Origin of the sequence: Bradyrhizobium ontarionense, assembly GCF_021088345.1 — a bacterium.
Taxonomy (GTDB): Bacteria; Pseudomonadota; Alphaproteobacteria; order Rhizobiales; family Xanthobacteraceae; genus Bradyrhizobium; species Bradyrhizobium ontarionense.
The window spans coordinates 879,450-904,185 of record NZ_CP088156.1; the positions used below are offsets into that span (position 1 = coordinate 879,450).

A 24,736-nucleotide genomic window follows, 5' to 3' on the forward strand; every position below is an offset into this window, starting at 1 on the left:
AAGCCGTTGCCTGACGAACGATTCCACGCATCAGAACGGCTGCCCGATGAGTTCACGGGATGCGCCGACGATGTCGATCGTCCCACTCTTCTTCCCCCAGTAGATCTGCCACTCGATCACGGTCGCCGTGTCGCGGTAGAACTCGTCGATCGAATCGCGCAGCCGCTGCGAGGCGTCCGACCGCGTGTCGGGATTGGAGCGCATCAGCTCCTGTGTGTTGCCGGTGCAGGTCAACGTGACGTCGCCGATCTCGCCCTCCGGCGGCGTCTTGATCGGCGCCGTGTCGATCGTGCCGGCAAAGCGCGGGATCGCCGGTGCCACCATCGCGCGTGTCGTGGGATCGAACATGCCGCGGAAGACCTGGACCTTGCCCTGCTTGCAGTCGTAGCCGCGGATCAGATCATTGACGCGATCCGACACCTGCGAGAGCTTCACGGTGACCGTCTGCACTGTCAGGTTGGAGACCAGCGGAATCGCCGATACCGAGACCAGGCCGGCGCCACTCGCGAAGGTGCGCGTCACGATGCTGCCGGTATCGGGGTCGATCACGTCGGCACTGATCGAGCCGAGGTCCGACCAGTAGCCATCCGTCACCGGCGCGCCGGTCGAGCGGTCGCGTACCACAAACCAGATGAAGTCGCGGGCGATCAGCACTCGGTTCTGGAGAGACGTGTAGTTGGCAGAGGAGATGGACCGCGTCACGATAGCGCCTCCACCACCTGGAACGTGACCCTGCCGAATGCGCCACGGGTCTGCGTCGGCTGCACAGATCCGGGCACGAGCGCGAACACGCCGCGCGGCGCCTTGAGATTGACGACCGCGCCCGCGCTCCAGCCAGCGCGGATGTACGGCCTCACCTCGAACTGCGGGGCCGCGCCTGACCCATTGGCCGTCGCTGTTTCCATCGCCTGATGCAGCGCGCGCTTGCCGCCATAGTCGAACGAGAGATAATCACCGCGCGAGACGACCTGGCCGGCGTTGAGGCCGACGAGCGCCAGCGCCTTGTTGTTCGAATTGACGGAAGCGATGGTGCCGTTGGCCGCCGCGCCGGTGCGATAGAGCCGCGGCCATGGCCGCCTTATGTCCCAGGCTTCGAACGTCCCGATCGCGCCGTCGAGCGAGGCCAGCATCGCCTGGTAGTCGACAACAGCGTCGTTGATCAGCTCCTCCGTCGTGTACGTGGCCGTCCACAGTGCCGGCCCGAGATCCTTGACGAAGGTCTTGCCGAGCGCCACGCGGCTCTGCTCCTGGCGCTGCATCGGCTCGAACGCGAACGGCGGCGAGAAGCCCACCGCGGTTAGGATGTCCGTGCGTGGATATGTGATGGACATCAGAGCTTCCTATAGCTCTGCGCCGTGCGCGACGCGGTGGCGACGTGGTCGACGAATTGCGGACTCGACGCGAAGCCGGCGACCGAATCGTTGGCGGCCTGCGTCGACACCTTCTTGACGAAGGCATTGAGCTTGCCGTCGTCGTCGACGCTGACGCCGATGTCGATCTTCATGGCGCCGCCACCCGCGGTGCCGGCGCCAGTCGTGCCCGCCGTGACGCCATCCTGGCCGACCAGGCCGCCGCCGGCATAGCCGCGCCGTAGCCGGCTCAGATTGTGCAGCCCGATCCGTCCGACCGCCTCCTTTTCGAACACGAACTCATCCTTGTGGACGATGCCAGCCGGCTCGTACTTACCACCAGGACCGGTATAGCCGCCGACGTCGTAGAGAGCGCCGGTGACGCCGAACGTCGAGCCGCCGGCCGATGCGGTGCTGCCGCCGGAGCCGATGCCGAGCAGCGACAAGAGCCCGCCGCCCGAGCTGCCGCCGAAGGCAGACGCCCAGAGCTGGTCCGCCACCATGCTCATCAGCTTGTCCGATATCTTGCCGAGCGCATTCAGACCTGCCTTGGCGAGGCTTTCGAAGCCGGTCGCGCCGTTGCGGAGGCCCTGGCCAAACTCCACCCACATGCTGCTGAACGTGCTCCGGCTCTCCAGCGCCAGCGAGTCGAGCTGCTTGTTGGCGTTACCGATGTCGTTCAACGCCGCTTGAACGCCGGGTAGGCTCGAGCCGGCGACCTTTGCCGCATCGGCGACGTCGCGCATGGCCTTGGCGAGCGCCGTCTGCGCCCCTGCCATCTGCTCGCTGTTCGTGGGATCGACCAGCTTCTGATCGATCCAGCTCTGCAGCTGATCTTTCGCCGCCTGCGCCGCCTTGGCCTGGTCGTAGATGCCCATCGACGCCTGCTGGCTGACGCGCGACATCTCGGCCTGCGCCCGCACGACGTTGAGGATCGCATCGCGCTGCTTCGCGCTGACGCCGACCCCTTGCAGTGCGGCTGCCTGCAGCTCAAGCTCCTTGGACTTGACCTGGTCCTCGACTGTCGCGAGCTGACCGAGCAGCCCGATGCGCTGCTGCGCCTGCTGGTTGTCGTTCATTGCCTTCTGGAGAGTGATCGGATCCTTCTCGCCGCGCAGCTCGGCGGCCTTGCGGCCGTAGCCGGCCTGCAGCGCGCTATCGTTGGCCGCCTTCTGGAACGAGCCATAGCGGTCCGCGAAGTTCGGAGAGTCGCTGCTACTCACTGCACTGGCCGCGAGCCTGGCACCGGACACGACGGCACCGAGCACGGGGATGGTGGATGCCGCGGTCGCGGCACCGCCGCCGAGACGCATCAGCCAGTCCGGCACCTTCACGCTAGACATCGCGCCGACGATATCGATGACGGCCGATTTGAAGCCGTTGACCATCTTGGTCGTTGCCGTATTCCAGGCGTCATCGAACTCACGCGCCTTCCGGATCAGGTTGGCTTCAGCCGAATCGTTGAACTTGATCGTGCCGGCAACGGCGGCCTGGATGCCTGCGCTGCCTTGCTCCATGAAACGCACCCAGGCCATGTCGGCCGGCAGTCCGGCCTCGCGCAGGATCTTCTGCTTCTGAATGTCGCTGGTCGAGCGCGCCACGAGATCGGCGACCCCGCCGAGATAACCTGCGAAGTCCTTGGCGCTCTTGCCGTTGGCGATCATCAGCCCATTGAGCGACCCGGCGTTCTGCTTTGCCTGGTAGACCTGGTCGGCAAAGCCGGTGATGCCTTCGTTAAACGATTTGGTATCGATCCCTTTGAAAGACGCCGCTTGCTCCAGCCCGTGCAGCTTAGTGATCGTCTCGTCCGTTGAGCGCGAGAGATCGTCGAGCGCCAGGCTGCTCTTTGTGATGCTGAGTGCCGCGCCGGCGAACCCCGCGACGGCGATGCCGACCGCACCGCCGATCAGGCGCGCCGGCGTCAGCAGTCCCGTCACCGCGCCGGCGGCTTCCTTGAAGGCGCCCGTGATGCCGCCTGGTCCGGTGGCGGCGAACGACAGATGATTGAGCTGCCCGGCCAGGATCTGCGTCGGCGGAGCGCCCATCACGAGCTGCTCGACCATGCTGCGGATCGAGTGCTGCGCGGACATTGCCTGAGCCGACAGGCCGCCATGCGCGCTGGCAAGCGCGGTGGTGCCGTTGCGCGCCGCCACCATGCCGACGTTAACGTCCGCGACCGCGCGGTCGAGCTCCTTCTCCAGCGCGCCGAGCACGTCGACCTGCTTGCCAAGATCCGACAGCGCGGACTTGGCCTGCTGCGCCGCCTGCTTGGCGCCGGAGGCATCACCCGCGATGACCAGAGAGACACGCATCAACGATCCTCGTTAAACGCCGCGCAGGCCGCGGCTTCCATGGTGCGCAGACCGCGCCACAGTTCCGGCGTGATCGCAAAACCCTCCGCATCGAGACCGGCGCGCACGCCGGCATAGTCGAGCCCGATGACGACGGGCACGGTCGGTGCGATGGTGCCGCCCATCGGCGTGATCATTCCGCCGGCCGAGCGCGGCACGATCCGCCATTGCGAGGCGACCGCAAGGAAGGCGCGCACGATCGGAACGTTCTCCGGCCATAGCCCGTCGAACTCCTGATCCGCATCGGTCTCCGGCTCCTCGGTCGCCAGCGCCTGCCGCAGATGGTCGAGCGATTGCGCATCCATGCCGGCGCGCCGAGCATCCTCGATCAGCACACGCGTCTCTTCGGAAACGTCCGCGGCTGCCGGTGCGCCGCGGACCCAGCGCCGGGCAGCCCATCTCAGTTTCCCTCCGGAGCTTTCGTCACGGCGCGGAAGTAGTGCGTCGACAGCGCCAGGCGGATGTTCGGGTCGCAGAGCAGCTTGGTGCGCAGCTCGGCAGTGCATTCGATCGGCTGCTCGTCGTCGTCGACGAGATCGTGGAACGTCTTGACTGACGCTTCGAGAAACACGCTCGCGCCGCCCTCGGTCCTGAGGTCGTAATTCGCAAGCTGCTCTGACGGCAGACAGACGAACGTCGTCTTCAGCGTCTCCTCGACATGGCCGCCATCGGCGGGGATTTGCACCTTCACGTCGTGGGTGAAGGTGCGGTTGGTGACGACTTTGAACATGGCTTCAAATCCTCCTGACAGATGATCGTGGTCGAGAGGCGCCGCTCCGGTCGGAGCGACGCCTTCAGGTCAATGCGAGCGAGAACTGGTCGTTGCCGGCATTCGGCAGCGCCAGCATAGAGAGCGGCCATTCGGCCACGCCCTGATTCTGCTGGTAGCCGGTCGGCCGCTTGAACTCCGACGTCGGCGCAGAAAGCGTGATGATGTTGCCGGCCGTGGTGCCGTGCACGAGCGAGACCGGAACGGTGGTCTGCGCATTGGCCAGACCGTAGGGATCGAGGGTGGTGACCGGAACGGACTCGCAGGTGAACTCGATCTGCTCGCGGTGGTCCGTGATCAGAACGGACTCTGTGCCGACCAGCATGCGCGGCTCGACCTGGTTGTTGAGGTCGAACGAGAAGTTGCGCATCACCAGCGACACGGAGTTGACGTTGAAGGTAGGCGTATTGGTCTTATTGACCATGACCGGCTTCTTGAATGCTGTGAGCGTCGGCACGGCTGCTGCTGCCTCGGCCGGCGCCACCCACAGTCCCATGAAGCTCCAGCTCATCATCGGAATGCCCTGGGCATTCGCCGTGAGCTTGACCGAGCCACGTACGCCCTTGATGGCGTGGAGCGTGCCGCCGACCCAGAACTTCAGGTAGGCGCTCTCGATGTTGTCCGTGATCGGCGTATAGGTCACCGATGTGCTGGCCGTGATCACCTCGGCGCAGCCACAGGCGCGCAACAGAACGCCCCAGGCCGGCACCGTTCCGGGCGTGCCGGAGCCTGCAAGCTCGGTGTCGAAGTTGATGGTGACGTGGAGCTCCGCCGGGATCGACGGTTGGTTGCCGAAATAGGGCGTGACCAGGTCGCGCGAGACGTCGCTGCCGTCCATCGGCGAGATAGTGACATTCTTCGCGAGGATCGCGTTGAGCGCGCCGGTCAATGTCGGATCGGTGCCATAGGTGGTCTCGATCTTCGCGAGCAGGACCTGTTTGCGCCAAAAGATCGGCATCGCTTACTTCCCCTTCTTGTTGGGCTTCGGCGCCTCGGCCGACTCGGCACTGGCGTCGACCGGCGGCACGTTCGGAACCAGCGAGCCGTCAGGCTTGCGGATCCAGCTGCCGCCGCCGGCCGGCTGCGGCAGCGTCTCGGGCGTTGTGTCGTTGCTCATAAAACGATCCTCAACTGATCGAGCAGTGCGAAGTCGAGCTGATAGAGCACGAGGCCCTTCTCGGCCGAGAGCAGCCGCCCCCTGACGACACGGAAGACGCCGGCGACATCGTCTGGCGCCCACCCGGCAACGGCAGCGATGACGGCGCCGGTGAGCTGTTCGATGGTCGGCAGCGCGCGCCGCGCCTTGGCGTCGCCGAGCGCCTTCACGCAGAGAATCACGGCGATGGACTCTTCCAGCACCTGCGTATGTACCGACGTTGCCGACTCGCCGCCGCGATCGTCGAAGCCGACCGGCACAACGAAGGCCGCGACCTCGCGCTGGGGCAGCGCGCCGGCGGCGATGAGCGCGGCGAGATCCGCGATGCCCTCGATGCGGTCCTTGAGGGCCGGCACGACGGCGTCGATCCGCGTAGAGACGTTGTCGACCAGCGTGGTCATGACAGCTGCCCTCCGGCGGCGAGGAAGTTCTCGACGATCGTCGTGATTGTACGCGGATCATCCTGATCGAGGCCGAGGAACGGTCGCGCCGGCATGTGGATGGTGCGCGCACCGATCATGGCCTTGCGCGCGCGGTCGGCCTTCGACGGCTTGGCGAACCGCGATCGGCCGGTGCGCTTGTTGGTCTTGAAATGCAGCACGGCCTCGCGCGCCGCCTGGTCGATGTCGCCGCCGAACTGATGGATCGCCGCATAGATGACGTTGGTGCCGACCTCGACCTGTGCCGTCGAGGCCTGGAACGTGATCGAGCGATAGAGCCGCGACGACAGGATCAGCGTCTTGCCGCCATGCTGCTTGACGCGCAGGCTCGGCGGCCAGGGCGAACCGTCCGGCGCACGCTGTTGATCGAACCGGTGATGCGTCGAGGTCACGAGCGCCAGGCCAATGTCCTCGAACATCGGCCTGGGATCGGACAGCCGGCCGATCGCCTCGGCAATGCGGCCGACGACCTTGTCCTGGCCCGCGAGGTCGATCCTGAGAAGCGCGCCGCTCATCAGATGAACCCTTTCAGGTTCTCGGGCGTCAGCGGGCGGACGCGATCGGTGGTCCGCACGCCGCTCGCGCCAGACGCCGCGGGCTCGATGCCGGCGACCGCCAACCGGACGGCGCCGCTCGCAATCTGTGAAAGCATCTTCAAGGCGTCGAGATAATCGAGCCTAACCTTCTCGGACACCGTGTCGCGATGAAGCTTGTAGACCGCGATCGGCACCGCGAGATCCTTGAGCAGCGGCGGCGTGGTCGACAGCGGCAGCGCGTAGCGTCCGAGCAGGTAGCCGTTGATCGCGGCGTCGGCATCGTTCAGCGCCTGCGTCACGACCGTGCCGTCGATCGCGCCGGCCGGCGGATCGGCGCGGTCTGTCAGCTCCAGCAACATCTCGTTGCCGTAGCGCGCGACCAGGTCGGACTGGGCGGCATAGCTCATGCGCGATGGTACCGCTTGCGCAGCTCGCTCATGCCGCGCCACCCACGATAATCGACGGCTTGACCATGCCGCTGTTCGACTGGCTCGGCAGCGCATGCCAGATCATCGCGGCTGCGGCGATGGCGGCGATGACCCTGATCACGATCCTCTTCATGGCCGCCTCACTTTCCCAGCGCGGCGAGGTCCGCCTGCAGCTGCGCGGCGTCGAACCCTTCCGGCGACTTGTTCTTGGTGAGCGCTTCGAGCGAGACGTAAGCGACGCTTTCATCATTGTATTTCTGGAAGAAGCGCGGGGTCATCGCCTGCAGGCGGCCCCAGGTCACGACGTCGAGCTGCTCACGCCGCGCGACCAGCGGGATGTAGTGGCAGCCCTCGATCGACGTGCGGCTCACCACATCCCACGGCTTGCCGGCGTTGAACTGATCCATCGCCGAGGCGGGAAATGAAATACCGATGCCGACCGCGCCGAACAGATAGACTGCGGTCATGTGCTCGTTGATGTTGCCCGGCTCGATCGCAAGATAGGCCGCGACCGGGTGGCGCTTACCGCCGGCGTCGACAATGCCGGTCTTGCGGCGATACGACGCCGCGACCTGCATGTCGGTGCCGTTGTCGGTCGACGGCTTCCGCGGGTTGAAGCCGGTGACGGCCGAATAGTCGGACAGCACGCCCGCATCGGTGAAGGCGACCTTACGGCCGGCCTCGGCGTTCCACATCATGGTCTCGTGCGCCGCGCCAGCCCACACGCAATCGCCGTAGCGATCATTGCCGAGCATGCCCCAGCTCGCCGGAACCAGGCCTTCGTGACCGAACTGCTTGGGCGGCTTCGGCAGCGCCTTCTTGTCGATGTAGTCCGAGAGCTTGAACGACATCGCACCGGCGCGCGCCGCGGTCTTTCCGAGTGGAAGCTGGATCGTCTTCTTCGCCATCGTGCATTGCCCTTTGGTAGAAAGCCGAGGCCCTTGCCGCGGTGTGAGTCCGCGGCAAGGGCGAGATCCGCGCGCCGGTGTCAGGACCCTCATCGGGCCGGCGTGCGAATTCGAACTCGAGTTGCCGCTCTAGGTCAGGGGTCGATGGTACGTGGCGGATGCCGAGATCGACCCCGATCGGAGCGGAATGTCCGCAACGTTGCTGCCGTCCTCGATCCAGCTGACGGAGCCGTTGCAGCCGACATGGATCTCATGGCCGTCCGGAACGGCGTCGCCCAGCAGATCGATGACTGCCGCGGCATTGGCCAGGATGGCGCTCTTGTCTCGCGCGTGAATCGCCTGCGTCGCGATGACCTCATCGAGCTTTGCAGCCACGGCGGCTTTCGCCTCCGCCTTCGACTTAGCCCAAACGCCGAATGAATAGCTCAATTGCCGCTCTCCTCGTTCTCGCTCTCGTCCTTGATCGTGACGATGAGCTCCGCGTCGTCGTGCAACGCCTTCAGCTCATCGCCGGTGAGATCATCGACCTTGATCGTCACGGCCTCCGGGCCGAACGCGCGGCCCACGCGATAGCGCGTTTGCGTCCGGCCCTTGCGAGTGGCGACCTTGATCGACCAGCCGTCCGGCGCGAGCGCGAGCGCGAACGTCGCAACGGCCGCTTCCGGTGACAGCATCACGGTTGGAGGCGACGACACGGTCACACCAGCGGCAGACGCATCCGCGGCAGCGCGCTCCGCTTGCGCCTTCGCTGCGGCCGCCTCGGCGGCGAGACGTTCGGCATCGGCCTTTGCCGCGGCTTCCGCGGCCAGGCGCTCGGCGTCGGCCTTGGCCGTAATGGCCGCGACGGCCGCTTGATCCGCCGAGATCGTGATCTGCGGCGTCGCGTCAATTAACTTCGGCTTCCTGCTCATGGCTCACCCGATCAGCCGAGCCAGGTGGAACAGAGCAGATCGGCGTCGTTGTAGTAGATGTTCGAAGCACCGGAGGAATCTTGCTGCGCGTTGATCAGCGCCTTGGCTGCGCCATCGAGCGATGAGGGATAGACCAGCAGAGGCTTGCCGGACTGGAAGATGCCGAGCGGGCGGCCGTGGTCGCCCTTCAAGCCCATCAACGACTGCTTGGCGAGCGCGTAGTTCGCCTTGTTGAGCGTCTGCTTGGAGCCCCAGGCGAACTGCCACAGGCCATAGCCGGCGTTGCCGCGGCCGTCCCAGCCGTACTGGAATTCCTTCTTGTTGAAGACGTTCGGATCGTCGGGCCGGTCGAGCGCGATGAAATCACCCTTCTTGCGCAGCTGCCAGATGATCGGCTTGATCACCCTGGAGACATCGAGCAGGAACCATGGCGTGCCGGAGCCGCCGTCGGTGTTGGCGACCTGGTTGACGGTCACGCCATCGGCCGCGATCACCGGATGGTCGGTGTCGAAGAAGAACTGACCGTCGTAGCAGTTGGTGGTGAAGCCGGCATTGAGCAGCGGCCAGACCAGCTGGTCCGGCCAGGCCGCGACGGACTCACCGAACGACTGGAAGATCGGCGTGTACATGCCGAGGATGTCATCCTCGATGTGCTCGCGATCGACGCCGATGGTCAGCTCGAACGTCTTGTTCTTGATCGCGTAGTTCCACTCCGACAGGTTCTGCACGACGCGCTCGCCGAGCCATTCGCGGACGCTCGGAATCTTTCCGAGCCAGCCGTAAGCCTCGCTCTGTGTGGTGGACGGCACGACCGTCGAGACGCGCTGATACAGCGTCGCCGTCTGCTGCAACTGGTTCTGGAACGTGGTCTTGAAGCCGACGCGAAGCCCGTCGAGGTTCTGGCGATTGATGAGCATGGATGAACTACCTTTCGAAGGGCCGTGTGACCACGCCGCCCAAGATCAAAGAAGCTGGATCAGAGGATGTTGCCGGGGCCGGTCGCGACCCAGACGCCGAGCGCATCGACGTCGACCACCTTGCCGGCGACCGATCGCGTCGAGGAGCCGTTGGTCTTGGCGACCGTGTTGTCGTCGACGATGTAGCAATCCGACCCGATCTCGGTGCGTGCGATCAGGTCGGTCGATGCGGAATTATTCCAGCGAAACACGCCTGACTGCACCGTCACCTGCAGGTCGCCGTTGGCGCCGCTCGAATTGTCGACGTACTTCTCGCAGCGGCCGACAGCGATAAGGCCGGTCGCCGTGACGCCGCCCTTGGCATAGCCCGAGGCCAGCACGACGAGCGCGCCCGCCCAGATCTTCGTCGAAGCCGCGACGTCGTAGGCGTGGATCGGCTTCTCGCGGCGCGGCGTGGCGCGGTCGGCGGTGAGAGCAGTCATGTCGGTCTCCGTCTCGGATTACAGATCGAGGGATGAAGGATCAGGAAGCTGCGGTGGCTTCAGCCGCGAGCGTCTTGGCGTAGGCGTCCTCGCTGAGGCCGAGCAACGCCGCGATGTTCTTCTGCTCGGCGTTGAGCGCGATCTTGCCGTCCTTGATCTGCGGCGGCAGCTCGCCAGTCGCGCCCGACGGACCGAGCTTCGGCAGCGCGCCGATCTCCTTCTCGACGTCGGCGGCGCCGGCAGCACTCGCGGCGTGGCGGCTGATGAAATGCTCGCGCAGCGCCTTGACGCCGACACGGCTCTCGCGGATCGCGTTGTCGACGAAGGCGGTCGCACGTTCGGTGGCGGCAAGCGCCGTCTGCGATGCGAGCCGCGTGCCGAGGTCGCGCACCTCACTCTGGAGGGCCGCAATCGTGGTTGCCGCATCGGGGGTGGGTGTCGCAAGCAAGGTCACGGCCTGGACGATCTGCTCCGCGCTCGCGCCGGCCTTGAGCCCCGCAGCCGTTGCGATCGCGTTCATGGAGGTGTCGGTGCCGCACATCGACTTGACCTTGGTGAGCGCGGACTCCGCGCCCGCATCAGCGGGCATGCCGAGTAGCTCCAGCAGCTTGGCGAGCAGATCCATCGGGTCGTTCTCCTGTGTCGCATTGAGCGCGGCCATTCCGCGCAGGTTGGGCGTGTTGGTGAGGGACGCGCGTGGCAGGTCGAGCACGGTGCCGGCCTTGTCATGGATCAGCACCGGCGAGATGAAGCGATAGGCGCGCTCTTCCATCAGCGCGGCGCCCGGCTTCGACCACTCGACGCGGCCATAGATGCCATCGGCGCGGACTTCGAGCTCGGTTGCCCAGCCGCGCGCCGGCGCCGGCCGCCCTTCGGGCGCGGCGAGATCGGTCGCATGGTTCTCGTCAATCGGAATACGGCCCGCATGCAGCGCGAGCGCATCGGCCGCGAGCTTGGCCGCATCGCGCACACGATAAGGGCCGCGGCCGTCGATCGTGGCCACGACGCCGCCCTGGCCGATCGGCAACAACATGATCCATTCGGGTGCCGAGGCCTGCGCGTTGAAAGAGATTTCAACGCCGGCTCCGCTGACCGCAAAAGTTTTGCTTGTGTGTTTCCCCGACATGCGGCCACACTGGGCCACGCCACCGGGATCAGTAACTCTGACACCTGTCAGGGTGAGTGATCTGCCTCCGATGTCCTACTGATGCGCCTTCATTGCGGGAGCGCGCGGCATGGTGGACAGATTTCGGATGACGGACCGGGCGACGGTCAACACATCCCTCGACACGCTTTTCATCGACGACTTCGGCGGCAGCGCCATCAACCCGCTGAATTGGGACGTGATCGACGGCGGTTTGCCTGCGATCGTCGCAAACACCAAGGTCGCGGCGCTGGCCGATTTGCCGGCTGCGAAGGTCAGCCAGGCCAAGATCGGCTCGGGCATCACGGGCATCACCGATGCCGTGGCAAGCTCCGCGCTCACGGTCAACATGGGGACGATCGTCGGCGCCGAGCGCTGGTATCTGTCACGCGACACCTTCCTCGGCAAAGAGGATATCCTCGTCGTCCTGTCGAAGTCCCAGGCGCTCGCGGCGAACTCGATCTTCGTTGGCCTCATCGAGGTCGATGCCGCGACGGGCATTCCGCTGCTCAATCCGAACTTCGCGGCAGACGGCAACGGCTCCATGGAGTTCACCAATCGCGGCGGCGTCGAATTCGGTCTGACAGCGACGAACACGGCATTTCAAGCCGAGGCCATTGGTGACGGCTCACCCAACAAGGCGGCCGGCGGCATCGGCAACGCCGCGGTTGCCTGGACCACGGCGCAGGAGTGCCTGATCGAAATCGACAGCCGTGATATCACGACGCAGACGTCTGCCGTCGACACCGTGTCCGCGAAAGGATCTCAGGGGTCGCGCGTCTCGACGCAGTGCCCGAACGATAAAAAGCTCTACAAGCTCGTGATGCGCTTTCGGAACGTGACGGCGCCCGGTTCGGCCACCACGGTGACCGTGCAGCGCGCACTGGTCGTCAACAATTTCGAGCAGCGCGTCCAGATCTCGACGGGAGAAGGCGATCAGCTCGCGAGCAAGGGCATACCAGTCATCCTCGTCGGTGCGAACGGGTCCGGGTCGGTGCTCGGAACCATCTATACGCTTTGGGGCACGGCCTACGGCTCTGGCGTGACCAACTACCACAAGGCGATTGCCGCGGCGACCACAAATCCGACGTCTGTTCGCAACGCCGCCGCCGTCGTCACTGGCGGACAGATCTTCAACGCCAGCGCCAGCGTCAAGTATTTCAAGTTGTACAACAAGGCTTCTGCGCCAACGGTCGGCACCGATGTTCCCATCGAGACGTGGGGGATTCCGGCGGGCGGATTCCTGCCGGTCGCAGAGTTGATTGGAACCGCCGGGCTGCGCCTCACAACGGGTCTCGCTTATGCGATCACGGGTGCGGCTGCAGACAGCGACACTACGGCTCTTGCGGCCGGGGACGTCATCGTGAATCTCCATTACAACACCTGATGAGGCAACAATGGCTGTCTGGCAGATCATGAAGAAGGGCATTCGGCAGGTCGAGCCGAACTCGAACCCGCCGGCAACATGGTTCTATGACGACGGCAACTCCGCCTCTCCCGGCGAGGAGGACTTCTCGACGGATACCATCCGCGCCTACGTCGATGCGCAGGGCAAGGCGGCGGACGGCTTCAACTATGTCGGCCAGTCTCCCCAACCGCCGTCCGATTGATCGCCGGCGGCCTGGCGATCCCCTGGTCCGGGTCACCATGGCGCTGAGCCCCGGACCGCAGGCCGGCCCGGACCCGGGGTTAAAACCCCGGAATCACCTCGAATTGCCTAGATCGGGCTCCCCGCCGCACTTCAGACCGGCGCAGCCGGCTTCGATGGCCCCGCGCCGGGCCACAACCGTTTCAATTTGAGTTTAAATGGCTTCGGGCGCGGGATGGACCGGCCAGCGCCCAAGACGCACGGGCGGGCTTCCCTGCGGGCGACCGGTTAAAGCTATGACCTGGTCCTGGTGCAGGGGATGCGATCGAGCGCCTTATCGACCCCTGCCAGGTCGAATTCATAGAACAGATTCGGGGATCGCGCCGGCTCCAGCTCGACCCGCAGCCGTCGCGCACCGCGCAGATCCTCCGGATCGGTCCATTGGGCCATGCCATTACCCTGCGCGTTGACCGGCATGAACCGCAGCTGCGCCTCGCTATCATCGACGCGAAACCTCAAGCCCATCCGCCCGCGGGTGAAGGTCGCGGCCGTCTCGATCGAGATGATCAGCCCTCCGACCAGCTCATGGTCGAGACAGTGCACCGTCAGCCGCGCGGCGATGCCGTGATCGGGCTGCCTGGCTGAAAGGCTTGCGGTCCTGGTCTCCTTGTCGGTGAGCCGGTCCTTGTGAGAGGCAATGGTCCAATCGGCCTGCGCCGGGATCGACAGCAGCAACAGGCAGACCAGGCCAGCCGGAATGCAGAGCCGCCTCATGATGATGACCTCCGGCCGGCCGACTTCAGTTTTGGCGGCGCCTCGATGCTCCTCACGTGACGCGGCTCGATGCTGGCGATGATCTCGCTCGCCCACACGATGCCGACGCCGATGATTGGCCTGGTCGCGCCGTTGAAGCTCTCCAGATTGTAGAGGTCGGCCTTGCGGCCGGGCATGATGCGCTTCAGGTAGCGGTGGCCGTCGGACGTCCGAACCGCCGCGAATTCGCCGATAAGGTTTGAGGTCGCGCGGGTCTGGTTGCGGTACACCACGATCACGGCGCCGGGCTCGTATTTCGGCAGCATCGAGTCGCCCTTGACGCGGAAGCCGATGACGTCGCCGTTGAGCGTGAACGGCAGCTCGACCTGATCGAAGCCATCCGGCGGCGCCTGCTCGTAGTCCGGCTCGATCTTCGCGCCGGCGCCGATGTCGCCCATGATCCCGATGACGCTGCGGTCGCCGCGCGGCTCCTCGATCAGACCCGATTCGCGGGCGAGCTCCAGGAGGCGGTCACGCGTCTGCCCGCGCGGCTCGACACCGCCGATCCAGCGCGAGACGTTGTTCTGCTTGGTGCCCACCGCTTCGGCGAGGTCTTCCTGCGTCCAGGCCCGGACCCGCAGAAGTGCCTGAATCAGATCACTCATTCTCATGTCCTGAATATACATTTCTGTATAAACCGGATTCCAATCCATCGCGGGATTTCGTTGTTGCTTTTTTATCCTTTTATGGATATCCATAAATGGATGAACGCTATCAAGCATATCCGCTGCAAGCTCTTCGGGGTCACCCAGGAAGAGATGGCCAAGATCGCCGGCGTCCGCCAAGCGACGATCTCGCGGTGGGAAGCTGGCCTCACGGATCCGTCGCTGCGGCACATGCGCCGCATTCGCTCGGAAGCGCGCAAGCGCCGCCTCGCGTGGGATGACGCTCTGCTGCTGGCCGAGGGGAGTCGTGCGGCATGACCCTGGCTCCCTCAACATCCGTTCGCTCCAGGCATCGTCGGCTCCTACGCAACTACCTTGCCGTCACTCTCCCGATCGGCGGCCGTGCCGTCGACTCAGAAACGTCCGTCAAATCTGAAGTCACCTTCAACCGGGCTCCTCACGGCCTTTCGTCTCGCGTTGCCGCAGCCCTGCAACCTGCGAGCACCGCCCCATGACCTGGTCGCCCTCAACCATTCGACTGACCGTCGATCTCGTCGACGTCGATCGCTTCTGCCTGACGGTGCGTGATCACACCGACGGCCGCAAGCACACCATTGCCTTTGGCGACGACATCCAGATCGGCGCCAGCGATGAGGGCTCCGGCTACACGCTGATCATGCCGCGCACGCTCGCCATCCTTCATGGTGTCGCCAATGCGTGAGCGCCAGGCACTCACTCTCCGCACCTTCATCGCGGCGCTCTTGCTGAGCGCAGCTTCGGTCGCGGCTTTGATCGCGGGTCTCAGCTCAGTCAGTCACCAGGCACCTGGCCCGCGCATCGTGCGCGCCGCGTCGACGACAGACGTCGCGAGGATCGCCCCGTGACCAGGCGCCGCGACACCGAGCCCTCCAGTCAGCCAGACGCGATCGTCGAGCGCTTCGCGGCCGAGCGCGTGCGCGCCACGCGCACCTCGATCCGCATCGCGCAGGCGATGACGGAGGCGATCAAGGATGACGGCCGCTCGCGCGAGGAGATCGCCGACGCGATGTCGCAGGTGCTCGGCGAGCGCGTCACAGTGGAGGTGCTCTATCAGTATTCGTCGCCGGCCAACGAGCGCAACAACATTCCGGCGCATCGCCTGATGGCGCTGGTCGCCGTCACCGGCGACGTCCGCATCCTCAACGCCGCTCTCCAGGACACCAGCTTCATCGCAATCGAGCAGCGCTTTGAGCCGCTGATCCGACGCGAGGTCGCGAAGGAGCGCCTGGAGCAGATCCGCCAGGAAATCGAATCCGCCGACGCGGAATGGAGGGCAGCGAAGTGACGATCAGAAAAGAGCTTCCAGATTGCACAAGGATGGACATCGGCGAACGCTTCCAATGGGCGCTGCGCCTGATCTCTCCGCGTGACCGCGCTCGCCTCGGCCGCAACGAGAAGACGCTGCGGCTGTGGCGCGAGGCCAGCGACATGCGCGTCGATGTGGTGCTCGCGGTTGCGGCACAGACTGGCGTGCCGGTGTCATGGATTATCGAGGGCAAGGCGGACACCACGCGCGTCGAGCTGACGCCCACGGCGCCGGGTCCAATGACCAGACCTCTCGATCTGTTCGAGCAGCTCGGGTCCTGGGAGCGCATGGCGCTGATCGACGTCGTCGCGCGCGGTGGCATCGAACGCTCGCTCAATGGGTGGGACGGCACGATCACGCATCGGCACACGGCGATCCGGTCGCTGTTTGATAGCGGGCTCTGCTCGGTCAGCCGCCCCGGGATTTGCGATGCAACGCAGCTGGGTCGCAGCGTCGTCGAGGCGAAGCTTGGCAAGGATGTCTACGGCGCCGGGATCGCCGCCATGGACGCCATCCGCAATCAGCAGTGCTGAGCTAGGGGACCTCCGGAAGTGAAGACGTATCTGTCAGCCGCGGAGATCGCGAGCGAGCAACTGCCGGGCCTGCCGGCCGCGGAGCGCGCCATCAAGCGCGCCGCGGCCAAGGGCGGCTGGCAGGCCCGCTCGCGCCAGGGCCGCGGCGGCGGATTGGAGTATGCGCTCGACTCGCTGCCGGCGGAGGCGCGCGCCGCCTATGTCGGCCGCCACATCGACGCGGTCGAGATTCCCGCATCCATGGCGCGCGAGGCCGCAGCCGAGCCGGAAGCCGTCAACGTCACCGGCAGCGCGGCCGACGCCCGCGACGCGCGCCTGGCGCTGCTCGGCCAGGTCGAGCGCCTGGCCAAGGAGGCCGCGATCGGCCAGAAGCGCGCCGACCGCCACCTCTGTGATCTCTACAACGCAGGATCGCTCGACATCGCGCCGTGGATCCGCGGCGAGGTCAAGCATCTCACGCCGCGCACGCTGGCGCGCTGGCGCGCCGCCGCCAAGGCCGGCCAGAAGTCGAAGCTCGCCGTCGATCGCTCCGCTGCGCGCCGCGGCACCGGCGTGCTCGATCGTGCCAATGACGGCAAGATCCGCATCCACATCCTGGCGCTGGTCGCCAAGCAGCCGCAGCTCACCGCGCACCACATCCGCGCACTGGTCGCAGACGCATTCCCGCAGATCGACGTCGGCGGTCGGCCGATCGCACTGCCGCCGATCAGGACGTTTCAAGCGGCGTTGAAATCGTGGCGCGAGAGCTATCGCGTCGAGATCGAGTCGATCCGCAATCCGGACCGTTTCAAATCGCGGATGCGGTTCGCGGCGCGCGTCGCAAATCCGGCTGCGCGCCTCAACGAGGTCTGGCAGATCGACGCCTCGCCGGCCGACGTGCTCACCACCGACGGCCGCTACACCATCTACATCTGCGAGGACATCTACTCGCGCCGCATGGTCGGCACCGTGTCCAAGACGCCGCGCGCCTCGGCCGTCGGCCTGCTCATCCGCAAGGCCATCCTGACCTGGGGCGTGCCGGAACGCATCAAGACCGACAACGGTTCGGACTTCATCGCACACGCGACGCGCCGCCTGTTTGCGGCGCTCGGCATCGAGAACGAGACGTCGGCCGCGTTCAGCCCGGAGCAGAAGGGCCACATCGAACGCGGCATCGGCACGGTCCAGCGCGGCCTGATGCGCACGCTGCCGGGCTTCGTCGGCCACAGTGTCGCCGACCGCAAGGAGATCGAGGGCCGCAAGGCGTTCGCCGCACGGCTCGGCGAGACGGCCGAGGACATGTTCGAGGTCTCGATCTCCTCAGCCGAGCTGCAGCAGCGCCTCGACGACTGGTGCGCCGACGTCTACGGCAACAAGCCGCATTCCAGCCTCAAGGGCCAGACGCCGTTCGCGGTTGCTGCGATGGCACCGGGCGGCATCAGGCGCATCGAGGACGTCCGCGCACTCGACATGCTGCTGGCGCCTGTGCCCGGCAAGGATGGCCTGCGCACCGTCACCAAAACCGGCCTGCGCGTCGACGGCGCCCACTACATCGCAGGCTTCCTCACCGTCGGCGAGACCGTGCTCGTCCGCATGGACGAAAGCGACATGGGCCGCGTCTTCGTGTACGCGGCCGACGGCGAGTCTTACCTCGGCGAAGCCATCGCGCCGGATCTCGCCGGCATCGATCCGGCCGAGGCGATTGCGCGCGCACGCGCCGAGCAGAAGCGCCTGATCAACGATCGCATGGCCGACGTCAAGCGCGAGGCCCGCCAGATCAAGGCGAAGGACTTCGCCGGCGCGATCCACCGCCAGGCGCTGGCCGACGCCGGCAAGCTGATCGAGTTTCCCAAGCCGGTCACGGCGCACGAGACACCGGCTCTCACCGCCGCACGCTCTGCGCATCAGAGCGACACCTCGACGCACTCCGCCGAGATCGCAGCGCTCGCCGAGCAGCTGCGCGCCGAGCCGAAGCCGGACTCGCGCGTGAAGCCGCTGCGCCAGGCCGAGACCGCGCATCAACGCTGGAACAGGGCGCGCGCGATCGACGCTGCGTTGCGCGCCGGACAATTCGTCGAGCCGGACGATCTCGTCTGGCTCGGTGGGTATCGCGAAGGTCACGAGTACCGCGGCTTCCTCGCCACCTATGGCGAGCCCGCTGACAAGGATGAGTCTCGCGTGAGCAGTTAGTTCGTCTTCCACTCAACGAAAGGTCAGGACCCTCTCATGAGCAACCATCAGACAAACCAAATCCAAGGCCCGGTCGCGCTGAAGAACGTCGCCGCCTTCATGGCGATGACGACGCGGCTGATCGAACGGTCGCCGCATTTGCCGGGCTTCGGCGTCTGCCACGGCCCGTCCGGCTTCGGCAAGACCTATGCGTCGATCTTCGCGCAGAACCGCGTCAAGGCCACGCGCATCGAGGTCGGCGATAGCTGGACGCGCCGCACGCTTCTGCATCGCGTGCTGCGCGAGTTCGGCGAGCGTCCGAAGGAGCGCACGCCGATCGCCGAGCTGGCGGAGATGGCGCGCGGCGCACTCGGCCAGGACTCCAGCCGGCCACTGATTGTCGATGAGGCCGACAAGCTGGTCGACAAGGGCATGATCGAGATCCTGCGCGAGCTGCAGGAGGAGAGCGGCGCGCCTGTCATCCTGATCGGCGAGGAGAAGCTGCCGACCAAGCTGCTCGCGGTCGAGCGCATGCACAACCGCGTGCTGCACTGGTTCTCGGCCGAGCCCTGCGACCTGGACGACACGCGCGTGCTGGCCGGCGCCTTCGCGCCGAAGGTCGAGATCAAGGACGATCTGCTCGACACCATCCGCATGCGCTCGGGCGGCCGAGCCCGGCGCATCGTCGTCAATCTCGACCATGCCGCGGTGGTCGCGCGCAACGCCGGCCTCAAGACGCTCGATCTCAAGCTTTGGGGAGCGGAGGACTTCTACACCGGCGAGCCGCCGGCGCCGCGTCACGTCGAGGCCTATCCGCGTCGCGCGGGCGGCAAGGCGGTGGCCTGACAATGGCGATGTTCCACCAACAGGCCAAGCTAGACGTCCGCGTCCCCAAGGGCAACGAGGGCTTCTGGCTGATCATGAACCACCTGCAGATCCTCAACGGCGAGTTCACCGTGGGCGATATCGACGAGCTGACGTGCTCGTGTGTTCAGAACGTCAGCAAGTATCTCACTGGCCTGCTCAACGCCGGCATCGCCGAGCAGGTCGGCGAGCGGCCACCGAAGGCCAAGGGCCAGTTTGCCTCGCCGCTTTACAGGCTCGTGAAGACGCCCGTCCTCGCACCGCGCGTGCGGGATGACGGCAGCCTGATCCCGGCCACGGCGCAGGAATGCGTCTGGAACGCGATGCGCACGCTGAAGCAGTTCAACGTTCCGGAGCTGATCTTCGCCGCCACGACCGACCAGGTGAAGCCGAAGGAGCCGGCCACACGCCGCTACGTGATGCTGATCGAACGCGCCGGCTACCTGGTCCGCGTCGGGAAGTGCCAGCCGATCCGCTACCGCCTCAAGCCGGACATGAACACTGGGCCGCAGCCGCCGAGCTGCAAGCTGTTCGACGTTCGCGTGGTCTGGGATCCCAACCTGAAGCGCTTCTTCGGCGACGCGCCGGAAGCGAGAGAGGTCGCACCATGAACGGACAGAGTTACCACGCCAAGGCCAAGACGGCCTGGGGCGATGCGCTGCCGGACTGGGTCCAGGCGCTCGCCGAGGAGGCCGATCGCACCAACGCCCGCCGTGTCGCCGAACGCATCGGCTACTCCAACGCCGTCGTCAGCTACGTCATCGCCAACAAATATCCGGGCGATGTCGAGCGCGTCGCGGAGAAGGTCCGCGGTGCGCTGCTCGGCGCCAAGGTCATGTGTCCCGTCATGGGCGAGATGGACCGCGACTACTGCCTCGACCAGCAGAAGATCGGCGACACCGGCGCATCGTCGGTACGAGCGCGGCTCTATCGCCACTGCCGCGGCCTCGGCGGCGTCGAGAAGTGCCCGAACTCGCGCATCCCGGAGGGCCAGCGATGAGCGATGTCTCTCACGAGCTGCTCCGGCTGTACGACCAGTATGACGCCTGGATCAACGGCCGCATCCAGTTCACCGTCGCCGAGGCGCTGACCTTCAAGCGCGATTTACGCAAGGCCATCGCCCAGGTCGGCCTCCTGGAGATCGGCCTCAACAGCGCGACGATGGATGCGGTGGCCGCGGCCTGCGCGCCCGACAGCAATGTCGTGTTGCTGTCGATGCATCGTATCGAGCGCATCGTTCAACGCGCGGTGAACGAGGGAGAGCCGGCATGACCGCGCACTCCCTGAAGCTGCCGAGCTTCGCCGACCAGGTGCTGTCGGCCGACCCGCTCGCCGCCGCGGCGCGCATCGAGAAGCAGGGCGCGCGCGCCGCCATCGCGGCCTCGACGGTCGAGATCGTGGCGATGGCGCTGCTGGTGATGAGGCTCAAGGCCATCACCGACCTCACCTACGACATGTTCAAGGCCGCCGACCGCCTGGACAGCGTGGCGCAGGACGAACTCCTGCGCGAGACCCGCCTGAAGATTTCCGTCGTCGGCGCTTCGCTCGAAGCGCTCGGCTACGGCGATGTCGCCCAGCAGCAAGAAGAGGAGTAGTAGACCATGGTGAAGCGTAAAGCCGCAGCCGCGAACGTGCGCGTGCCGCAGACGAAGGAAGAGGCCGCGGAGATGATCGCCGAGTACGGCGCCACAATCCGCGAGATCTCGGTGATCGAGCTGGCGATGCTCGAAAGCCTCGCCAAGATCAAGAAGCAGGCGGAGCTCGACGCCGAGCCACACAGCAAGAAGGCGGTTGAGCTGTTCAAGGGCCTGCAGATCTACTGCGAGGCCAACCGCCAGGTGCTGCTCGGCAACAGCGGCCTCAAGACCGCCGACCTCGGCACCGGCAAGGTGTCGTGGCGGCACAAGCCAGCGAAGGTCTCCCTGAGCGGCGATGTCGAGGTGATCGTCGAGCGCATCTATGCCAAGGCGCAGGCCGCGCTGAACCGCGACGATGCGGTCGCGGCGTTGAGCTACAAGGCGTTCATCCGCGTCTCCTCGACTGTCGACAAGGAGAACATGCTGAAGAATGCCGACCTCGCGCGCACGATCGATGGCGTGACGATCGGCAGCGGCGGTGAGCAGTTCGAGATCGAGCCGTTCGGCGCCGAGATCTCGGAGGCGGCCGAATGATCAGGCCAGCTCTCCGCGTCGGCCTGACCCGGCGCCAGCGCGACTGCTACGACGCAATCGTCGCGCACATTGCCCGCACCGGCGCCTCGCCGAGCTATCACCAGCTCGCCAACGCGCTGGCCATCCACTCCAAGACCGGCGTGATGCGCATGGTGCGGGCGCTGCGCGAGCGCGGCTACGTCCACTTCGTGGAGCATCGCGCCCGCTCGATCACGCTCGCCGCGCCGATCGGCGGCTACACGCTGTCTGCCGAGCTGGAGTCCCAGCTCCGCACCTATTGCGCGGAGCATGGCGAGCCCGATCCGGCGGCGATCGTTGCCGATGCGGTCAACCTCTTCCTCGACCAGGCCGGAGGCATCGTCGCGTCATGACCGGGACGTCGGCAGGCTGGACTCCGGAGCGCCGCGCCAGGCAGGCGGCGCTGATGACGTCTCAGAACAACGACGCGTCGTTCCAGGCCAAGCGAAACCGCGCGGCCTGGTCGGAGGACCGGAAGGCGCAGAAGCGCGCCCAGATGCGCAAGCAGAATGCCGACCCGACGTTCCGGGCGCGCAACCTGGACGGCATCAGCCGCCGCCGCCCGCGCGGCGATATCGAAGTGCCCGCGCATGCTCATCCGATCGTGCGCGGGTTCTTCGCCGAGCTGCGGGCACACCAGGCTTCGATGCAGCGGGTCGCCCGGCAGGCCGGCATCTCCGCCGACACCATCGCCGGCTGGCGCAAGCACATGCCGCTGCTCGACATCATCGAAGCTGCGCTCGGATCGCTGGATCTCGAGCTGGCGATCGTGCCGCGCGGCTCGCGCGACGCGAACGGATTTCTTCAACGACGACGGAAAGGACAGGACTGATGAAGCTCTCAACCGAACGCGCGACCACGTCCATGATCTCGACCATTCACGTCCTTAAGGCGAAGGCCGCGTTCGACGACGACACCTATCGCGATTTCCTGGTGCGCGAGACCGGCAAGCGCTCGGCCAAGGATCTGACCGTGCGCGAGGCTGGCCGCGTCATCGACCAGTTGCGCACCGCCGCGGGCGAGCCGGGCCCAGCGGGCGCCGTCTCCGGACTCGACGGCGCGATCGGCACTAAGTTGCGCGCGCTGTGGATCGCCGGCTGGAATCTCGGCATCGTCCGCGACCGGACCGACAAGGCGATGCTGTCCTATCTGCAGCGGCAGACCGGCGTCTCTCACGTCCGCTTCCTTCAGGCGGCTGGCTCCGGCTCCGCGGCGATCGAGGGCCTCAAGACCTGGCTGTCGCGCGCCGGCGGGGTTGAGTGGCCGCTCCAGGGCGACGACGTCATCGACGCCAAGCGCGCCGTGCTCGACGCGCAATGGCGCAAGCTGATCGAGCTCGGCGCCGTCAAGCCGATCGGCCAGGCCGTCGATCCCATGCTCGACCTCGAAGCCTACGCCACACGCGTCGCGCGCTGCAACCGCTGGGACTCGCTCCGGAGCGAGGACTACGACCAGGTCGCAAAGTCGCTCGGCAACAAGCTGCGCGCCGCCCTCGCGAAGATCTCCTTAACCGACACCGTCAACCAGGAGCACTAGCAATGCCCTTCGTCAAACATGTCGACCAGAAGTCGCTCTCCGGCCTGCCGGCAAAGGTTGCGCTAGTGAGCAACGGGGGCTCAAAGCTCCCCTGCCTGACGATCTCGTTCAGGGCCGCCTTCGCCGCCGAGGCTGAGATCAAGAGCACCGATCGTTACGACCTTCTCGTTGGAACGGAGGAGGACAAGGGCGTCGTGTTGCTGAAGCGGAGCGAGGACGGTCTCTACACGCCGCGCCTCACCGAGCATTTGGCTGTCTTCCGATTTCCCAGTTTCGATAAGTTCGGAATGACGCGCCACAAGCAGGAGAGGTGCGCGGCCGAGATCGTCAATCCGGAAGAGAACCTCGACCTGATCGAGGTCACGCTGCCCGCCTGGGCCGTCGAAGACGTCAAGAGCGAGGCGTAGCACCGTGGTCATCACCAGCACCATGACTGAAAGCAGCAGAGTGACCCAAGCCGATCTCGCGCGCGCAAGGTCCGAGGTCGGCTGGACCGATCACCGCACCCGGATCGCCTTCGCCCTCTACAACAGCGGCGACTCGGCGGCGAAGGTGGCCTGCCTGATTGGTGGCGTCTCGCGCAATGCCGTCATCGGCAAGCTGCACCGCGATGCCGGCGCGCTGCCCGATCGCCAGCCTCCCGCGCGGAGCAGCACCCGTTTCGCTTCGCGGACCACGGCCGAAACCGTGATCAGACCTGCACCGAGGCTTCGCGCGCCAGAGCGTGCCAAGATCAAGGCGGATGTACCGCGGCCGATCGTGCCCGACCAGATCGTCGACCAGACCACTCCGAGCGAGCACCGCAAGACGCTGATGCAGCTGACCGATACCTGCTGCAAATGGCCGGTCGGCAATCCCGGCGAGCCCGGCTTCTTCTTCTGCGGCACCCCGAAGCCCGATGACGGCCTCCCGTATTGCCCGGCGCACACCAGGCGAGCCACGGCACCGGAGCGGCGCTCGCAGTGGCAGTCGCCGAACAAGAGCCACCGAGCTCTGTCCTTCAGCTGAGGAGCTCCCATGTCCTCACGCCGCCTGCGGGTCTGCGATCACGCGCTGCTCCGCTTCGTGGAGCGGGTCGGCGGCCTCGACGTCGAGGCCCTGCGAAAGAGCCTTGAAGGCTCGTTGAATCGCTGCTGCGGCGTCGCCGCGGCGATCGGCGCCGCTGAGATGGTCATCGTTGCCGATGGCCTGAAATACATCGTCGTCAAGAACGTCGTCGTGACGGTGCTTTCGCCGGAGATGAAGGCGAAGCGTCAGACGCGGCGGCCCGGGAAGTCCCGATGAAGCACCCGCTGCCAGCCGTGCTGCAGGAGATCGCCGACGTCGCGGGTGAAGCCGCGGCGCTGTCGATTGCCGCGCGGCATGGTGGCCGGCGCGTCTATTTTCCGTCGTCCGACCGCCTGCACGTCGACGGCCACGAGAACTATTGGCTGATCGCCTGCGTCGGCCTGGAGGCGGCGACGAAGATCTGCAAGCACTTCGAGGTCGACGGCCGCGGCCAGCGCATCGAGATCCCGCTGCATGTCGGCGGCACCTATCGCCAGTTCGTGCGCCAGATCGCGCAGCGCGTTCACGAGCTGGAGGATGAAGGCAAGTCTTCGACCGAGATCGCCCAGGCGCTCGGCCTGACCCAGCGCACCGTGCATCGCCATCGCTCGCGGCATCGGGGCAGTGCCAGAGGCAACAAGCAGGGCAACCTGTTTTGACATTTGCGCCGGCTGTGC

Annotated in this window: 39 protein-coding genes; 20 read left to right on the forward strand and 19 right to left on the reverse strand. The window is 66.1% G+C overall.

What is annotated here, in order from left to right:
* Positions 1–30 precede the first annotated feature (30 nt).
* The 17 genes from LQG66_RS03805 to LQG66_RS03880 all read right to left on the reverse strand — a co-directional run bounded on the left by LQG66_RS03805 (position 31) and on the right by LQG66_RS03880 (position 11,280).
* Entirely contained in the window at positions 31–702 is a 672-nt protein-coding gene (locus LQG66_RS03805) for a hypothetical protein (RefSeq protein WP_231323564.1), read from the reverse strand.
* Positions 699–1,331, reverse strand: a complete 633-nt coding sequence (locus tag LQG66_RS03810; RefSeq protein ID WP_231323566.1) for a hypothetical protein — start codon at positions 1,329–1,331, stop codon at positions 699–701. The genes LQG66_RS03805 and LQG66_RS03810 overlap by 4 nt, the downstream gene beginning before the upstream one ends.
* A complete protein-coding gene (locus LQG66_RS03815; protein WP_231323568.1) occupies positions 1,331–3,661 on the reverse strand; it encodes a hypothetical protein in 2,331 nt (776 codons plus the stop codon). The genes LQG66_RS03810 and LQG66_RS03815 overlap by 1 nt, the downstream gene beginning before the upstream one ends.
* Positions 3,661–4,035 (reverse strand): DUF1799 domain-containing protein, encoded by a 375-nt coding sequence (locus LQG66_RS03820; protein ID WP_231323570.1) that lies wholly within the window; start codon positions 4,033–4,035, stop codon positions 3,661–3,663. The genes LQG66_RS03815 and LQG66_RS03820 overlap by 1 nt, the downstream gene beginning before the upstream one ends.
* Positions 4,036–4,100: 65 nt before the next feature.
* Entirely contained in the window at positions 4,101–4,430 is a 330-nt protein-coding gene (locus LQG66_RS03825) for a hypothetical protein (protein WP_231323572.1), read from the reverse strand.
* Positions 4,431–4,494: 64 nt separating this feature from the next.
* Complete coding sequence (locus LQG66_RS03830; protein ID WP_231323574.1) at positions 4,495–5,427, reverse strand: phage tail tube protein; 933 nt, start codon at positions 5,425–5,427, stop codon at positions 4,495–4,497.
* A 3-nt stretch (positions 5,428–5,430) separates the two neighbouring features.
* Positions 5,431–5,586 (reverse strand): hypothetical protein, encoded by a 156-nt coding sequence (locus LQG66_RS03835; protein ID WP_231323576.1) that lies wholly within the window; start codon positions 5,584–5,586, stop codon positions 5,431–5,433.
* The gene (locus LQG66_RS03840; protein ID WP_231323578.1) at positions 5,583–6,026 is read right to left on the reverse strand and encodes a phage tail terminator protein; all 444 of its coding nucleotides are present in this window, start codon (positions 6,024–6,026) and stop codon (positions 5,583–5,585) included. The genes LQG66_RS03835 and LQG66_RS03840 overlap by 4 nt, the downstream gene beginning before the upstream one ends.
* On the reverse strand, positions 6,023–6,580 hold the full coding sequence (locus LQG66_RS03845; RefSeq protein WP_231323581.1) for a phage virion morphogenesis protein: 558 nt from the start codon (positions 6,578–6,580) through the stop codon (positions 6,023–6,025). Before LQG66_RS03845 ends, LQG66_RS03840 begins: the two co-directional genes overlap by 4 nt.
* Positions 6,580–7,008, reverse strand: a complete 429-nt coding sequence (locus LQG66_RS03850; RefSeq protein ID WP_231323583.1) for a gp436 family protein — start codon at positions 7,006–7,008, stop codon at positions 6,580–6,582. Before LQG66_RS03850 ends, LQG66_RS03845 begins: the two co-directional genes overlap by 1 nt.
* 28 nt (positions 7,009–7,036) lie before the next feature.
* On the reverse strand, positions 7,037–7,162 hold the full coding sequence (locus tag LQG66_RS37230) for a hypothetical protein (protein WP_256460603.1): 126 nt from the start codon (positions 7,160–7,162) through the stop codon (positions 7,037–7,039).
* Between the two features lie 7 nt (positions 7,163–7,169).
* Positions 7,170–7,937, reverse strand: a complete 768-nt coding sequence (locus LQG66_RS03855; RefSeq protein WP_231323585.1) for a hypothetical protein — start codon at positions 7,935–7,937, stop codon at positions 7,170–7,172.
* Positions 7,938–8,066: 129 nt separating this feature from the next.
* Entirely contained in the window at positions 8,067–8,366 is a 300-nt protein-coding gene (locus tag LQG66_RS03860; RefSeq protein WP_231323587.1) for a hypothetical protein, read from the reverse strand.
* On the reverse strand, positions 8,363–8,848 hold the full coding sequence (locus LQG66_RS03865) for a hypothetical protein (protein WP_231323589.1): 486 nt from the start codon (positions 8,846–8,848) through the stop codon (positions 8,363–8,365). Before LQG66_RS03865 ends, LQG66_RS03860 begins: the two co-directional genes overlap by 4 nt.
* 11 nt (positions 8,849–8,859) lie before the next feature.
* Positions 8,860–9,765 (reverse strand): Mu-like prophage major head subunit gpT family protein, encoded by a 906-nt coding sequence (locus LQG66_RS03870; protein ID WP_231323591.1) that lies wholly within the window; start codon positions 9,763–9,765, stop codon positions 8,860–8,862.
* A 59-nt stretch (positions 9,766–9,824) separates the two neighbouring features.
* The gene (locus LQG66_RS03875) at positions 9,825–10,247 is read right to left on the reverse strand and encodes a hypothetical protein (RefSeq protein WP_231323593.1); all 423 of its coding nucleotides are present in this window, start codon (positions 10,245–10,247) and stop codon (positions 9,825–9,827) included.
* A gap of 40 nt (positions 10,248–10,287) precedes the next feature.
* A complete protein-coding gene (locus LQG66_RS03880) occupies positions 10,288–11,280 on the reverse strand; it encodes a phage protease (protein WP_231323595.1) in 993 nt (330 codons plus the stop codon).
* Positions 11,281–11,482: 202 nt separating this feature from the next.
* Between LQG66_RS03880 and LQG66_RS03885 the strand changes: the two genes are divergently transcribed.
* Together LQG66_RS03885 and LQG66_RS03890 are read left to right on the forward strand one after the other, a co-directional pair.
* Positions 11,483–12,778: a hypothetical protein gene (locus LQG66_RS03885; protein WP_231323597.1), complete on the forward strand. Its 1,296-nt coding sequence runs from the start codon at positions 11,483–11,485 to the stop codon at positions 12,776–12,778.
* 10 nt (positions 12,779–12,788) lie between these two features.
* A complete protein-coding gene (locus tag LQG66_RS03890; RefSeq protein WP_231323599.1) occupies positions 12,789–13,001 on the forward strand; it encodes a hypothetical protein in 213 nt (70 codons plus the stop codon).
* Positions 13,002–13,273: 272 nt separating this feature from the next.
* Here LQG66_RS03890 and LQG66_RS03895 read toward each other — a convergent pair whose 3' ends face one another.
* Positions 13,274–13,753 (reverse strand): hypothetical protein, encoded by a 480-nt coding sequence (locus LQG66_RS03895; RefSeq protein WP_231323601.1) that lies wholly within the window; start codon positions 13,751–13,753, stop codon positions 13,274–13,276.
* The gene (locus LQG66_RS03900; RefSeq protein WP_231323603.1) at positions 13,750–14,397 is read right to left on the reverse strand and encodes a LexA family transcriptional regulator; all 648 of its coding nucleotides are present in this window, start codon (positions 14,395–14,397) and stop codon (positions 13,750–13,752) included. Before LQG66_RS03900 ends, LQG66_RS03895 begins: the two co-directional genes overlap by 4 nt.
* 63 nt (positions 14,398–14,460) lie before the next feature.
* Between LQG66_RS03900 and LQG66_RS03905 the strand changes: the two genes are divergently transcribed.
* The 18 genes from LQG66_RS03905 (at position 14,461) to LQG66_RS03990 (ending at position 24,718) form a co-directional block, all read left to right on the forward strand.
* Complete coding sequence (locus LQG66_RS03905) at positions 14,461–14,715, forward strand: helix-turn-helix transcriptional regulator (RefSeq protein WP_231323605.1); 255 nt, start codon at positions 14,461–14,463, stop codon at positions 14,713–14,715.
* A gap of 193 nt (positions 14,716–14,908) precedes the next feature.
* Positions 14,909–15,118, forward strand: coding sequence for a hypothetical protein (locus LQG66_RS03910; protein WP_231323607.1), 210 nt, complete (start codon positions 14,909–14,911; stop codon positions 15,116–15,118).
* Positions 15,119–15,277: 159 nt separating this feature from the next.
* Positions 15,278–15,721 carry a hypothetical protein gene (locus LQG66_RS03915; protein WP_231323609.1) on the forward strand — a complete coding sequence of 148 codons (444 nt, stop codon included), beginning with the start codon at positions 15,278–15,280 and terminating at the stop codon, positions 15,719–15,721.
* Between the two features lie 32 nt (positions 15,722–15,753).
* Positions 15,754–16,275 carry a hypothetical protein gene (locus LQG66_RS03920; protein ID WP_231323611.1) on the forward strand — a complete coding sequence of 174 codons (522 nt, stop codon included), beginning with the start codon at positions 15,754–15,756 and terminating at the stop codon, positions 16,273–16,275.
* An 18-nt stretch (positions 16,276–16,293) separates the two neighbouring features.
* Complete coding sequence (locus LQG66_RS03925) at positions 16,294–18,444, forward strand: Mu transposase C-terminal domain-containing protein (RefSeq protein WP_231323613.1); 2,151 nt, start codon at positions 16,294–16,296, stop codon at positions 18,442–18,444.
* Positions 18,445–18,480: 36 nt separating this feature from the next.
* The gene (locus LQG66_RS03930; RefSeq protein WP_231323615.1) at positions 18,481–19,269 is read left to right on the forward strand and encodes an AAA family ATPase; all 789 of its coding nucleotides are present in this window, start codon (positions 18,481–18,483) and stop codon (positions 19,267–19,269) included.
* 2 nt (positions 19,270–19,271) lie between these two features.
* The gene (locus tag LQG66_RS03935; protein ID WP_231323617.1) at positions 19,272–19,898 is read left to right on the forward strand and encodes a hypothetical protein; all 627 of its coding nucleotides are present in this window, start codon (positions 19,272–19,274) and stop codon (positions 19,896–19,898) included.
* Positions 19,895–20,287 carry a transcriptional regulator gene (locus LQG66_RS03940; protein ID WP_231323619.1) on the forward strand — a complete coding sequence of 131 codons (393 nt, stop codon included), beginning with the start codon at positions 19,895–19,897 and terminating at the stop codon, positions 20,285–20,287. The genes LQG66_RS03935 and LQG66_RS03940 overlap by 4 nt, the downstream gene beginning before the upstream one ends.
* On the forward strand, positions 20,284–20,559 hold the full coding sequence (locus LQG66_RS03945) for a hypothetical protein (RefSeq protein WP_231323621.1): 276 nt from the start codon (positions 20,284–20,286) through the stop codon (positions 20,557–20,559). Before LQG66_RS03940 ends, LQG66_RS03945 begins: the two co-directional genes overlap by 4 nt.
* Positions 20,556–20,882: a hypothetical protein gene (locus tag LQG66_RS03950; protein WP_231323623.1), complete on the forward strand. Its 327-nt coding sequence runs from the start codon at positions 20,556–20,558 to the stop codon at positions 20,880–20,882. Before LQG66_RS03945 ends, LQG66_RS03950 begins: the two co-directional genes overlap by 4 nt.
* Before the next feature lie 6 nt (positions 20,883–20,888).
* On the forward strand, positions 20,889–21,458 hold the full coding sequence (locus LQG66_RS03955) for a host-nuclease inhibitor Gam family protein (RefSeq protein ID WP_231323625.1): 570 nt from the start codon (positions 20,889–20,891) through the stop codon (positions 21,456–21,458).
* Positions 21,455–21,829, forward strand: coding sequence for a LexA family protein (locus LQG66_RS03960; RefSeq protein WP_231323627.1), 375 nt, complete (start codon positions 21,455–21,457; stop codon positions 21,827–21,829). Before LQG66_RS03955 ends, LQG66_RS03960 begins: the two co-directional genes overlap by 4 nt.
* Positions 21,830–21,972: 143 nt before the next feature.
* Complete coding sequence (locus tag LQG66_RS03965) at positions 21,973–22,308, forward strand: hypothetical protein (RefSeq protein WP_231323629.1); 336 nt, start codon at positions 21,973–21,975, stop codon at positions 22,306–22,308.
* Positions 22,308–23,012, forward strand: coding sequence for a regulatory protein GemA (locus LQG66_RS03970; RefSeq protein WP_231323631.1), 705 nt, complete (start codon positions 22,308–22,310; stop codon positions 23,010–23,012). The genes LQG66_RS03965 and LQG66_RS03970 overlap by 1 nt, the downstream gene beginning before the upstream one ends.
* Before the next feature lie 2 nt (positions 23,013–23,014).
* Positions 23,015–23,419, forward strand: a complete 405-nt coding sequence (locus LQG66_RS03975; RefSeq protein ID WP_231323633.1) for a hypothetical protein — start codon at positions 23,015–23,017, stop codon at positions 23,417–23,419.
* A gap of 40 nt (positions 23,420–23,459) precedes the next feature.
* Positions 23,460–24,020, forward strand: a complete 561-nt coding sequence (locus tag LQG66_RS03980; protein WP_231323635.1) for a GcrA family cell cycle regulator — start codon at positions 23,460–23,462, stop codon at positions 24,018–24,020.
* A 9-nt stretch (positions 24,021–24,029) separates the two neighbouring features.
* Positions 24,030–24,296, forward strand: a complete 267-nt coding sequence (locus LQG66_RS03985) for a hypothetical protein (RefSeq protein ID WP_231323637.1) — start codon at positions 24,030–24,032, stop codon at positions 24,294–24,296.
* Positions 24,293–24,718, forward strand: coding sequence for a helix-turn-helix domain-containing protein (locus tag LQG66_RS03990; protein WP_231323639.1), 426 nt, complete (start codon positions 24,293–24,295; stop codon positions 24,716–24,718). Before LQG66_RS03985 ends, LQG66_RS03990 begins: the two co-directional genes overlap by 4 nt.
* Positions 24,719–24,736 lie beyond the last annotated feature (18 nt).